This is a genomic window from Mesorhizobium captivum (assembly GCF_033977165.1).
Classification (GTDB): domain Bacteria; phylum Pseudomonadota; class Alphaproteobacteria; order Rhizobiales; family Rhizobiaceae; genus Mesorhizobium; species Mesorhizobium captivum.
Genome location: NZ_JAVIJB010000019.1, coordinates 44789 through 56620 on the forward strand (window position 1 = coordinate 44789; position 11832 = coordinate 56620).

Annotated in this window: 15 protein-coding genes; 8 read left to right on the forward strand and 7 right to left on the reverse strand. The window is 62.3% G+C overall.

Going from position 1 to position 11832, the window contains the following annotated elements:
* Window positions 1–142 precede the first annotated feature (142 nt).
* Window positions 143–760, forward strand: a complete 618-nt coding sequence (gene aat, locus RFM40_RS17395; RefSeq protein ID WP_320227703.1) for a leucyl/phenylalanyl-tRNA--protein transferase — start codon at window positions 143–145, stop codon at window positions 758–760.
* Here the strand turns inward: aat and RFM40_RS17400 are convergent.
* From RFM40_RS17400 to RFM40_RS17410, 3 genes are all read right to left on the reverse strand, one after another.
* Window positions 757–1146 (reverse strand): hypothetical protein, encoded by a 390-nt coding sequence (locus tag RFM40_RS17400; protein WP_320227704.1) that lies wholly within the window; start codon window positions 1144–1146, stop codon window positions 757–759. The genes aat and RFM40_RS17400 overlap by 4 nt on opposite strands.
* A gap of 61 nt (window positions 1147–1207) precedes the next feature.
* Entirely contained in the window at window positions 1208–1849 is a 642-nt protein-coding gene (locus RFM40_RS17405; protein WP_320227705.1) for a DUF2155 domain-containing protein, read from the reverse strand.
* Between the two features lie 116 nt (window positions 1850–1965).
* The gene (locus RFM40_RS17410; RefSeq protein WP_320227706.1) at window positions 1966–2364 is read right to left on the reverse strand and encodes an NADH:ubiquinone oxidoreductase subunit NDUFA12; all 399 of its coding nucleotides are present in this window, start codon (window positions 2362–2364) and stop codon (window positions 1966–1968) included.
* Between the two features lie 327 nt (window positions 2365–2691).
* Between RFM40_RS17410 and panB the strand changes: the two genes are divergently transcribed.
* A complete protein-coding gene (gene panB, locus RFM40_RS17415; RefSeq protein WP_320277880.1) occupies window positions 2692–3531 on the forward strand; it encodes a 3-methyl-2-oxobutanoate hydroxymethyltransferase in 840 nt (279 codons plus the stop codon).
* Window positions 3528–4379 carry a pantoate--beta-alanine ligase gene (gene panC, locus RFM40_RS17420; RefSeq protein ID WP_320227708.1) on the forward strand — a complete coding sequence of 284 codons (852 nt, stop codon included), beginning with the start codon at window positions 3528–3530 and terminating at the stop codon, window positions 4377–4379. Before panB ends, panC begins: the two co-directional genes overlap by 4 nt.
* Before the next feature lie 132 nt (window positions 4380–4511).
* Here the strand turns inward: panC and RFM40_RS17425 are convergent, their stop codons facing one another.
* A complete protein-coding gene (locus tag RFM40_RS17425) occupies window positions 4512–5000 on the reverse strand; it encodes a GNAT family N-acetyltransferase (RefSeq protein ID WP_320227709.1) in 489 nt (162 codons plus the stop codon).
* A gap of 4 nt (window positions 5001–5004) precedes the next feature.
* Complete coding sequence (gene gatB, locus RFM40_RS17430; protein ID WP_320227710.1) at window positions 5005–6504, reverse strand: Asp-tRNA(Asn)/Glu-tRNA(Gln) amidotransferase subunit GatB; 1500 nt, start codon at window positions 6502–6504, stop codon at window positions 5005–5007.
* Window positions 6505–6784: 280 nt separating this feature from the next.
* Between gatB and RFM40_RS17435 the strand changes: the two genes are divergently transcribed.
* Window positions 6785–7042, forward strand: coding sequence for a YjhX family toxin (locus RFM40_RS17435; protein WP_320227711.1), 258 nt, complete (start codon window positions 6785–6787; stop codon window positions 7040–7042).
* Window positions 7043–7099: 57 nt separating this feature from the next.
* Here the strand turns inward: RFM40_RS17435 and RFM40_RS17440 are convergent, their stop codons facing one another.
* Together RFM40_RS17440 and RFM40_RS17445 are read right to left on the reverse strand one after the other, a co-directional pair.
* Entirely contained in the window at window positions 7100–7531 is a 432-nt protein-coding gene (locus RFM40_RS17440) for a CBS domain-containing protein (protein ID WP_320227712.1), read from the reverse strand.
* A 103-nt stretch (window positions 7532–7634) separates the two neighbouring features.
* Window positions 7635–8372 (reverse strand): rhomboid family intramembrane serine protease, encoded by a 738-nt coding sequence (locus RFM40_RS17445; RefSeq protein ID WP_320227713.1) that lies wholly within the window; start codon window positions 8370–8372, stop codon window positions 7635–7637.
* A 416-nt stretch (window positions 8373–8788) separates the two neighbouring features.
* Between RFM40_RS17445 and RFM40_RS17450 the strand changes: the two genes are divergently transcribed.
* From RFM40_RS17450 to RFM40_RS17465, 4 genes are all read left to right on the forward strand, one after another.
* Window positions 8789–9427 carry a PAS domain-containing protein gene (locus RFM40_RS17450; RefSeq protein WP_320227714.1) on the forward strand — a complete coding sequence of 213 codons (639 nt, stop codon included), beginning with the start codon at window positions 8789–8791 and terminating at the stop codon, window positions 9425–9427.
* Window positions 9428–9604: 177 nt separating this feature from the next.
* On the forward strand, window positions 9605–10222 hold the full coding sequence (locus tag RFM40_RS17455) for a PilZ domain-containing protein (protein WP_320220679.1): 618 nt from the start codon (window positions 9605–9607) through the stop codon (window positions 10220–10222).
* 266 nt (window positions 10223–10488) lie between these two features.
* Window positions 10489–11094 carry a transglutaminase-like cysteine peptidase gene (locus RFM40_RS17460; protein ID WP_320227715.1) on the forward strand — a complete coding sequence of 202 codons (606 nt, stop codon included), beginning with the start codon at window positions 10489–10491 and terminating at the stop codon, window positions 11092–11094.
* 186 nt (window positions 11095–11280) lie between these two features.
* Window positions 11281–11829, forward strand: coding sequence for an ankyrin repeat domain-containing protein (locus RFM40_RS17465; RefSeq protein WP_320227716.1), 549 nt, complete (start codon window positions 11281–11283; stop codon window positions 11827–11829).
* Window positions 11830–11832 lie beyond the last annotated feature (3 nt).

Below are 11832 nucleotides of genomic sequence, written 5' to 3' on the forward strand. Positions count from 1 at the left end.
GCTCACGTACGTTAAAAGCGCATCGCTCTGAAACAGATTCAGGCGACGCGCTTCAATCGTTGTTTTGATGCATGAAGTTCTCCCAAAACCGCTGCGCACTTTTGAGCGACATGCGTTGTGGTCTTGCGGTTATAATGGCGCAATGACTCGTCCCTACGCGCCCGGCTACCGCATCCCGACCGACCTGCTGCTGAAAGCCTACGCTTCGGGCGTATTCCCGATGGCTGAGAGCGCGAACGACCCGGAGGTATTCTGGGTGCGGCCGGAAACGCGCGGCATCATCCCGCTCGACGGCTTCCACACGCCGCGCAGCCTGAAGAAGACGATCCGCAGGCACCCTTTCGACATCCGCTACGATTTCGACTTCGAGGCGACGATCGACGGCTGCGCCGAAAAGCGCGACGAGCGGCGCTCGACCTGGATCAATGCCCCGATCCGCGAAGCCTATATCGATCTCTACCGGCTGGGCCACTGCCATTCAGTCGAGGCGTGGCGCGCGGGCCGGCTGGTCGGCGGCCTCTATGGCGTTTCGCTCGGGCGCGTGTTCTTCGGCGAGAGCATGTTCGCCCGGGAAACCGACGCCTCGAAGACCTGCCTCTACTATCTCGTCGAGCGGTTGAACGAACGCCGCTTCGCGCTGCTCGACACACAGTTCACCACCGAGCACCTCAAGCGCTTCGGCGCCATTGACGTGCCGCGCAGCCGCTATGAGAAGATGCTGGCCGAGGCCTTGAAGGGCGAGGCGATTTTTTATCCCTAAAGCGCGCCGGCTGATGTCTCGATCGGCGTCTGCGCATGGAACATCATCTTCCAGCCGCCGGCGCGATGGACGTACCCGGTGCTGACGAGAGCCGCGTAGGGCTCGCCGCTTTCCCGCGTGGCGTGCGCTTCATAGGTCAGCATGACGATGTCGCTTCCGGGCTCGACCATGCCTTTCAGCTTGACGTCGAGGTCGCGCCAGCGGTTGGGCTTGCTCGCGGTCTTGGCGAGTTCATCATTCGTCAGTCGCTGCGCCATCTGCGGAAAGGCGACCAGGCATTCCGTGTCGGCATTGGCCGCATAATACGCGGAGTCGCCTGTCCAGAATCCCTTCTCGATATCGAGAAGCTCTTCCCTGCTGGCGGTGATCGGCTTGGTCTTGGCCATGGTGGAATCCTCCCGTCGCTGTCACCGCTTACCAACGGATTGCGAAAACGAGGGTTCCGGGTCAGTTCGTGTCGGTGGAGTCCGTGCCGTCCGGCGCAGGCGCGGTATCCGTCGCATCAGGCGCCGCGTCGGTCGGCTGCTCCTGTGCGGGCGCCTTTGGCTTGGCGGCATTCGTCTTCGGCTTGCCCGTATCGGCCTTGGCGGCGGTCGGCGGCGGAACGTCCGACTTCTGCTTGCAGGCCTTCAGCCAGACGTCATAGACGGCATGCTCGACGGCGTTGAGGCCGGGGCTTTCGGCGAACATCCAGCCGGTGAAGATGCGGCGGATCTTGCGGTCGAGCGTGATCTCGTCGACCTCGACGAAGGAATCCGTCTTCGGCTGCTCAGTCTCCGGCCGCGAGTAGCAGACGCGCGGCGTCACCTGCAGGGCACCGAACTGCACCGTCTCGTCGATATAGACGTCGAAGGTGATAATGCGCCCGGTGATCTTGTCGATGCCGGCGAATTCGGCCACCGGATTGGTGACGCGGTCGGAGGCCGGCGGCGCCGCGGGCGCTTGCGCGGCGGCGAACACGGCAGTCGAGGCTGTCAGAACCGAAGCTGCCGCGAACAATCCCGTCGAGATACGGCTTACAATCTTTGCGCGCAATTCCGGGCGGAAAACCGCTACGCACTTTTCCTGGAATTGCTCGAAAATGCTCATGCGGGGTACCGGTGGTTGCGCCCGGGTGATTCTTCCAATCGCCCAAGGCTAGTCATGGCTGCGATATCAGCAAGCAGCTAAACGCCAATTGTGGCGACAAAGGACCGAAAACGCGTTTACGAACCGGGAGTCCAGGCGTCGTAGTCGCCAGTCACCTGCGGGCGGTGCTGGTTGGTCAGGATGGAACCCTGCGGGCGATAGGCGCCGGGCGTTCCGGTCAGGTTCGGCCGATGCGGCTTCTGCCACTCACGGGCCTTATAGCTCTCGCTCGGCGGAGGCGTGTCGACGCGGTGATGGATCCAACCATGCCAACCCGGAGGGATCTTCGAGGCTTCGGAATAGTCGCGATAGATGACCCAGCGGCGGGTGCGGCCTTCCGAATCGATGCCGCCCTCATAGTAGACGTTGCCGGCCTCGTCCTCGCCGACCTTCTTGCCGAATCGCCAGGTGTGGAAGCGCGTGCCCAGCGTCTGGCTGTTCCACCAGGTGAAAAATTGCAGCAGGAAAGTCTTCATCCAGATCCTCGTGGCGGCAGCAGCCGCGCTGTTTCCTGCTTATGGCGTCAGGTCAGCGCGAAGGCAAGAGTTTTGCCGCGCCGCACGAGGTAAATGCTTCGTGCGCTAAAGCGCGTCGCGCTGAAATCGATTCAGGCGATGCGCTTCAGTTTTGTTTTTATGCATGTCGTTTCGCAAGACAGCTGCGCACTTTTGCGCGACATGCATTAAATCGATACACGCGCGGAGATGTCGCCACCTCGGCTTGCCAAGCGTTGCCTGTGTTTCTAAAGCTCGCACGCGCCCAGCAAGCGGGCATCTGGCCCGCGCCGGTTGAGGAGGTGACGATTGGCCCCAGAACGATCCACCGGCAATCGGATCGGCGCCAAAGACATCCGCCGCCGCAAGGGTGGCGTGCCGATCGTCTGTCTCACCGCCTATACCTATCCGATAGCCCGCATGCTCGATCCGCATGTCGACCTGCTTTTGGTCGGCGACAGCGTCGCCATGGTGCTGCATGGCCATGCCACCACGCTCGGCGCCTCGCTGGAGATGATGATCGCGCACGGACAGGCGGTAATGCGCGGCTCGACAAAAGCCTGTGTCGTCGTCGACATGCCGGCGGGCAGCTACGAGACCTCGGCGGCGGAGGCCGTTGCCTCGGCTCGACGAATTGTCGAGGAAACCGGCTGCCAGGCGGTGAAACTCGAGGGCGGTGTCGACGTGGCCGAACAGATCGCGGCCATCGTCGCCGGAGCCATCCCGGTCATGGGCCATATCGGCCTGCAGCCGCAATCCGTGGAAAAAGACGGCGGCTACAAGATCAAGGGCCGGACCGAGGAAAACATCGCCGCTCTTTTTCGTGACGCCGAGGCGGTCGAAAAGGCCGGCGCCTTCTCGGTCGTCATCGAAGGCACGGTGGAGGCAGTGGCCTCGGACATCACCCGCCATATCGTCATCCCGACCATCGGCATCGGCGCCAGCGGCGACTGCGACGGCCAGATCCTGGTCATCGACGACATGATCGGCATGACCGTCGACCGCGTGCCGAAATTCGTCAAGGAATACGCAAACCTGCGCGATACAATTTCGGATGCGGCGGCGCGTTACGCCGCCGAAGTGCGCGGCCGCGCATTTCCGGGACCGGACCACGTCTTTTCGGCGACATCGGGCAAGGACAAGGAATGAGTGGGCCAATCGTTGTCGACAGCGTCGCAGCACTTCGCGCGCAAATCCGGGACTGGCGCCAAGACGGTCAGACGATCGCCATGGTGCCGACCATGGGCGCCCTGCATGACGGCCACATTTCGCTGGTCAGGATCGCGCTCGAAAAGGCCGAGCGCTGCGTCGTGTCGATCTTCGTCAATCCAACGCAGTTCGCGCCCACAGAGGACCTGGACAAATATCCGCGTCAACTGGCCCGCGATCTCGACCGGCTGCGGGAGGCAGGCGCGCACCTCGCCTTCACGCCGAGCGTGGCGGAAATGTACCCGGCCGGCTTTGCCACCAGGATCTCGGTCGGCGGCCCCTCTTCCGGCCTGGAGACGGATTTCAGGCCGGCCTTCTTCGATGGCGTCGCCACGGTGGTGGCCAAACTTTTCCTGCAGGCGGCGCCCGATTTCGCGATCTTCGGCGAGAAGGACTACCAGCAGCTTTGCGTCGTCAGGCAGCTTTGCCGCGATCTCGATCTGCTGGTCGAGATCGTCGGCGCGCCCACGGTGCGTGATTCCCACGGCCTCGCCATGTCGTCGCGCAACGCCTATCTCGGCGAGACCGAAATCAACGTTGCGCGCAAGCTGAACGCGGTTTTGCATCAGACCGCGGCCAAACTCGCGTCCGGCGCGGATGAGGCAAGCGCCATAAGCGAGGCTGTAGGAGCGCTTATCCAGGCAGGCTTCCGAAAGGTCGATTACGTCGCCGCGCGCGAGGCCGTGACGCTCGGGCCCTGGCGGCGCGACCGCGACGGCCGCCTGCTCGCGGCGGCCTGGCTCGGCACGACCAGGATGATCGACAACCTGGAAATTCCCTCCGCCTGATTAGGCTCAGGATTAAACGGGCAGGCTTCCTACTCCTCCGACGGCACGTGCATCATCAGACGACGCGCTTTAAATCTTTGTTTTGATGCATGTCGTTCGCCCAAAACCGCTGCGCACTTTGGGCGACACGCATTAGCCGAGCCGCTTCTCCAGGATGAGCGCGGGCAATCCCGAACTGCCGCCGCAATCCGCCGTCCTGCCTGCCGGCCGGAACCCGTTCGCCTCGTAGAAGGCGATCGCCACGGCATTCGCCGCCTCGACCTCAAGGCGCAGCGTGCTCATCTCCGGAAAACTGGCCTCGACTTCGTCGAGCAGCGACTGTCCAATCCCTTGCCGCTGGCAGGCCGGATGCACATAGAGCTGGTTCAGTAGGACGATCTTCGGGTCCGTGGTGGCGGCGGCGAAAGCCATGCCGCCAAGCCGCTTGCCGTCGTCGGCCACCAGGAATTCGGAATTCGGCCGGGCCAGCCTCGCCTTGAGCGAGGCGATCGAATGCCAGTCGTCGGTGATCGCCGTGACACGCTCGGAGCCGTAGATGGCGTGATAGGTCGCATGCCAGGTCTCGACCAGCAGCGCGCGGATCGCAACAAGATCGCGCTCGCTGGCAGTGCGGACGAACATCGCTCTATTCGATGCCGAGCTTGGCTTTGACCAGCTCGTTGACCGCCTGCGGGTTCGCCTTGCCGCCGGTCGCCTTCATGACCTGGCCAACGAACCAGCCGGCCATGGTCGGCTTGGCGCGCGCCTGCTCGGCCTTGTCCGGATTGGCGGCGATGACCTCTTCGACCGCTTTCTCGATGGCGCCGGTGTCGGTCACCTGCTTCATGCCGCGGCTCTCGACGAGTTCCCGCGGGTCGCCGCCCTCGTTCCAGACGATCTCGAACAGGTCCTTGGCGATCTTGCCGGAGATCGTGCCTTCCTTGATCAGATCGATGACGGCGCCAAGCTGATCAGGCGAAACCGGAGCGTTTTCAATATCTTTTCCGGCCTTGTTGAGAGCACCCAACAGGTCGTTGATGACCCAGTTGGCGGCAAGCTTGCCGTCGCGCCCGGCCGCCACCTTCTCGAAATAGTCGGCGATCGGCTTTTCCGATACCAGTACCGATGCGTCGTAGGTCGAAAGGCCTAGCGAGCCGATCAGGCGCGCCTTTTTGTCGTCGGGCAGTTCCGGCAGATGCTGCGCCAAGGCCTCGACATAGGCCTGGTCGAACTCCAGCGGCAGAAGGTCGGGATCCGGGAAATAGCGGTAGTCATGCGCCTCTTCCTTGGAGCGCATCGAGCGCGTCTCACCCTTGTTGGGATCGAACAGCCTTGTCTCCTGCTCGATCGCGCCGCCGTCTTCCAGGATGGCGATCTGCCGACGGGCTTCGGATTCGATGGCCTGGCCGATGAAGCGGATCGAGTTGACGTTCTTGATCTCGCAGCGCGTGCCGAATTCGCCGCCCGGACGGCGCACCGAGACGTTGACGTCGGCGCGCAGCGAACCTTCGTCCATGTTGCCGTCGCAAGTGCCGAGATAGCGCATGATGGTGCGCAGCTTGCTGACATAGGCCTTGGCCTCGTCGGCGGAGCGCATATCGGGCTTGGAGACGATTTCCATCAGCGCCACGCCCGAACGGTTAAGGTCGACATAGGACATGGTCGGGTGCTGGTCGTGCATCGACTTGCCGGCATCCTGCTCCAGATGCAGCCGTTCGATGCCGACCTCGATATCCTCGAACTCACCCTGCCGGTCGGGCCCGACGGAGACGATCACCTTGCCCTCGCCGACGATCGGCTGCTTGTACTGCGAGATCTGATAGCCCTGCGGCAGATCTGGATAAAAATAGTTCTTCCGGTCGAAGACGGACTTGTGATTGATCTCGGCCTTCAAGCCCAGCCCGGTGCGGATCGCCTGCTTGACGCATTCCTCGTTGATCACCGGCAGCATGCCGGGCATCGCCGCGTCGACCAGGCTAACATTGGCGTTGGGCGCGGCGCCGAAAGATGTCGAGGCGCCGGAGAAGAGCTTTGCCTCGGACGTCACTTGCGCATGCACTTCGAGACCGATGATGATTTCCCAATCGCCGGTGGCGCCGGAGATCAGGCGTTTCGGTTCGGGCGTGCGGGTATCGATAATGGTCATAGAGGCCTGCGTGTCTTAGAATTCGCGGATATGCGCAAACGGATAATTTGGTGTGCAACTTCGCTAGTGCAAACCGCCCGGCGAGACAAGCGCAAAGCCTGTGTGCTGGCCTTTTCGGCCGTTTTCGCCTACAGGACATCCATCCCAATGGAGAGTGGATGTCCACTTACGCTCAGTCCCGGTAAGGCCCTGACCTCCTAGCGAGGCAGGGCAGAAAACCTGAAACCCCGTGCCGCGATTTCGCGGCGGCGGCTTTTGTTGTTTTCCCGGGAATTCTCCAATGGACATTTCGCGCAACGAACAGCGCATCCTGCACCTGCTCGCGCAAGGCGGGCGCATCGAAATTGAAAAGAACGACAGCAAGAAGATCGCTTCGGTCCAATGCCTGACCCGCGATGGCTGGCATTATCCGGGCCTCGACCTGGACCTCTTTCGAAAGCTAAGGCGGAAGAAGGCTGTATCTTCGACTGCCGGCGGTCCCTACCGCATCACCCGGCGCGGGCTGGAACTCGTCCGCGCCGAGATCGACAACAGATAGAGGCTTTCATGCCCGGTTCCGCCGGCCGGCAGTGACCGGCGGTTCCCTCGCCCCGCCTCAAGCGGTAGCGATATAGGCCCTGATCTCCTCGGCCTCACGCTCGACGTCCTCGATGCGGCGCTTGACCACGTCGCCGATGGAGACGATGCCGTCGAGCATGCCATCCTTCTCCACCGGAAGATGGCGGAAGCGGCCTTTGGTCATGATCTCCATGACCTCGTTGACCGTATGGTTCTCGTTGCAGATCTTGACCTTGGGCGTCATGGCCGAACGGACCGGTATGTCGAGCGCGGCTGCGCCCTCCCTGGCGAGCACCCGCACGATGTCGCGCTCCGAGAGAATGCCGACGATCTTGCGGTCGCCGTTGGTGATGACAAGCGCGCCGATCCTGTTTTCGGTCAGGATGCGAATGGCTTCGCTCAGCTTTTCGTTAGGCCCGAGCGTGAACACATCATGGCCTTTTTGCTCGAGAATTGCCTTCACAGTCATGGCGTCCTCCTATGCCTTGCCTGCCGGCTCCTGCCCTGACCGGCATTCACGTTCCGGTGAACATCGTGCGCCGTGATTCGTTGCATTTCAAGTGCGGCGGGGCTCACGCCACCTGCTCGGGGCGGTCGAAAAAGCGCATGCCGAAGAAGCCGGCGACAAAGCCGCCGATATGGGCCTCCCAGGCGATCTGGCCTTCGATACCCGGCGCGAAGCCGAGCAAGCCGGTGGCGAGGTTGATCACCATCCAGACGCCGAGGAAGGTCATGACGCCGCGCGAGCGCAAAACGATTGCGATCGGCAGCGGCTCGCCGGCGAAAGCCCCCCTGCCGGACGAGCGGTCGATGCGGAAACCGTAGCGCGCCGCTGCCCCCATCATGCCCGAGATCGCACCCGAGGCGCCGACGAGAGGCATCTCGCCATACGGGTGCATTGCCCAGAACAGCGCGACCGAGGCCAGCCCGGTCACGGCGTAGAACACTGCAAAGCGGGTTGCGCCCAGACGATTGGCAAGCGGCGAGCCGAAAGCGGCGAGCCAGATCATGTTGATGGCAATATGGGCAAAACCCCCGTGCATGAAGGCGTAGGTGAAAGGGCGCGTGAACAGGAACCAGTCGAAGCCGTACTGGCCGGTGTAGAGCACCGGAATGAAGGCTCCGTCGTAGAGCAGCGTCATTTGCTGCGTGTCATTCAGCACATATTGCTGCAGCAGGAAGACGATCGCGCAGATCCCGATCACCGCCAGCACGATCGGCGGCAGGTTAAACACCGGCTCGCGGCGCGGCTCCGGCGCCTCTTCGTCCGGCTGTGGTTCGGGTTCTGTCGGGTTTACCGGTTCGCTCATGCGCCCCTTGCAGTTGGCTGGAGACTTTGATGTCGGGCGAGCATGTAGTTCACGCCCGATCGAATCACAAACCGCGAATCGCCTCAGGCCGATTCGGACAGGGCGCGAATCAAAAAGAAAGCCGTCCAGGGTTTTCCCCTGAACGGCCGGTCGAGTCCCCCTGCTCCCCGTAAATTCTGACTGAAGTGCTGCCGATCGCTGCTGAAACGACCGTTTTGGAGTGGTTTTTGGTGTGCCACGGGCGCCGCCGGCGCGCAATGTAAACCACTTCTTAACCTTAACGGCCTCGACCCGTGAACAAACGTTAACGATGCTGGCACGCATCCTGCTCCGCACCGCATGAAGGTCATCGGAGGGCGCCCTGTCTGTTCGCCGATGGGACAACAAAAAAGACAGATTGCTCGGAGCGGAATGGAATGAATCAGAACGGATCAGTCACGCTGTTCCAATATTGGAACCAGCTCCGTGATGGCCGCCCTGCCCCGAAGCGCTCGGAAGTCGAGCCGGCGGACATCAAGTCGCTTTTGGCGGACACGTTTATCCTGGAGCGCGACACACGCGGCGAAGCCGTGTTCCGGCTCGCCGGCACCAGGCTCTGCGCCTGTTACGGCCGCGAGCTCAAGGGCTTCTCCTTCCCCTCGCTTTGGCGCGAGAAAGACCAGCGGCTGATGTCGCGGCTCATTCACGGCGTTTTCGATCAGAAATCGGTCCTGCTTTTGACCTATGAAGGATTCAGCCGAAACGGCCGTTCCAACAAGTTTGAACTGCTTGCGCTGCCGCTGGACGGCGGCGTCGAAAGCCCGCGCTGTCTCGGCATCGTCAGCGCCGCGGAAAGACCGTTCTGGCTGGGCGCCGACCCGCTCGCCGATGCGCTGATCGACGCGATCAGGGTCATCGATCCCGACAAGGAGCCGATGTTCCTGAAAAACCGGCCCGCGATCGACGTTCCGTCGCTCGTTCCGACTGAGTTCGACGCGCCTGAGACCATCTCGGCGCTCGGCCGCGTGCGCCGGATCCGGCACCTCGTCGTCTTCGACGGCGGGCGCAATGAGTAAGGCGGATCGCGAAGCTTTTTCGCCCCTGATCGGACCTCGCTTTTTGCCTTGCGCGGACGTGCGATCCCGAGCCATTTAGGGCCGGCTTTTTCCCCTTTGTTAACCTGCCTTGCTGTAGTTTTTTACGGCGAAATTCTGCGCAACGTCGCGTGGGATGCCAGCGGGGTGTAGGCAGTCATGAGGTCAGCGGCGGTAGAATACGCGCCGTCCCGAGCAGAGCGGCGCAATTTCCAGCGCGTCCGGGTGAAGATATACGGACGCTTCATGCTGGAGGACCGCACAGAGCATGCGTGCCAGGTGATCGACATGTCGCCCGGTAATGTCGCCTTGCGCACCGATCGCGTCGGCATGCCCGGCGAAAAGGTCATTGCCTATATCGACCATATCGGTCGCATCGAAGGCGTCGTGACACGGACCTCGCAGGACGGTTTCGCCATGACCGTCATCGCTTCCGACCGCAAGAAGGACAAGCTTGCTGCGCAGCTCACCTGGCTCGCCAACAAACATGAGCTGGACCTGCCGGAAGACCGCCGCCATGAGCGCGTCGCGCCGCGCAATCCGATGAGCGTGCTGCAGCTTACCGACGGGCGCCAATATCAGTGCCGCATCATCGACCTGTCGCTTTCGGGCGCGGCGATCGAGATCGACGTCAAGCCGGCGATCGGCGTGCAGGTCATGCTGGGGACGATGCGCGGCCAGGTGGTGCGTCATTTCGAGGATGGCGTCGCCATCGAATTCGCCGTCATTCAGCGGCCGGAAACTTTGGATTCGGAATTCAACGCGCCGCGGTCCTGACCGGTACCAAATCACGCAAGCCCCAAACCGGCCCTCAGCGGCCGGTTTTTTGTTGGCCAGACCGGCTCCTTTTCGTAGGCGGGCGGCATGTCGAAACGCTGAGAAGCGGGAGGGCGCGCGCACGGCGAAACCTCAACAATCCGAAATCGAGATAGCTCAAATTTTATATTTATTCTACGGGCGTTTTACTCAATATCTACTTCGGGTTTTTGCGTCAAATAAATCCCAACGTGGCACAGTCTCTCTCAAACGGGGAGACTACCATAATGAAAATGAAGAGGGGCAAGCTGTTGCTCTTGGCAATGGCGATGCAGCTTTCCGCGTGGGGCACGGCAAGCGCGGGGCCGGTATTCATGCATACGGGGGGCCGCACCACCCAGCCGGTCGGCCACTATGAATTCTGCCAGCGCATCCCTGTCGAATGCAGCGAGCGGACGCCGAAAGGGTCTCCGGTCGAGCTGACCCGCAAGCTGTGGGCGACGATCATCAATGTCAACAATTCGGTGAACACCCGCGTCAAGCCGCGCACCGATATGGAGATCTATGGGGTCGAGGAATACTGGGCCTATCCCGACAACGGCTTTGGCGACTGCGAGGACTATGCGCTGGAGAAGCGCCGCACGCTGATGGCCGCCGGTGTCCCCGCCGGCGACCTTTTGATGACGGTCGTGCGCCAGCCGAACGGCGACGGCCACGCGGTGCTGACGGTGCGCACCAGCCTTGGCGAGTTCATCCTCGACAACCTCGAGCCCAAAGTGCTCGCCTGGAACAACACGGTCTACACCTACCTCAAACGTCAATCGACCGAGAATTCGGGCGTTTGGGTAACGATCAACGACGGCCGCGAGGACGCGGTCGCCAGCGTCCGCTAAGGGCGCGACCAAAAAGCCCGGTCGAGTCCCCACCCTCCCCGTCCCCAACGACCGGGTTTTAGGAGCCGGCCCTGTCCCCGGGCCGGCTCCGCCATTTCTGGCGATGCCTATCGAGGGAACCAGCCGACAGGCCTTCCTGATTGCGGTGGTTAGGCGCAATATGGCCGTCCATCCGGATGGAAGGCGATGCTGGAAGTCCCTGACGATCGCTGCGAGCGCCACCGACTGTTCAACGCCATAGACGACGCCTTCAAGGCGGGCGACTTCGAAAGTCTTGGCACGGCGCTCGGCGGCTCGGCGCGCTGGTTCGATGAGCGGATGCCGTTCGAACTCGGCCTTGGCCATCCACTGGAATACGCGATCTATTGGAGTCCGACGGCTTTCATCGGAACCTTGCTCCGTTACGGCTCGAACCCGAACTATGAGGATCAAGCAGGCTTTCCTTCTTTGATCGCGGCGCTGTCGACCGAGCGGCCGGACAGGCTGGAGATCGTCCGGCTCCTGCTGGAACATGGCGCCGACCCGAACATGCGCGGCGTCAACGATTGGACGCCACTGCACTATGCGGTGTCGCTGCGCGACGCCGAGGCGATCCGCCTGCTCTTGGCATCGGGCGCGGACCCGTCACTCAGAACCCGTATCGATGATTATGAAACTGCGCTGGAAGGAGCCGACCAGGCCGGTTTCGAACCGGGCGCGTCGCTGCTGCGCGATGCGATGTCCGGGCGCGGGTAAGCC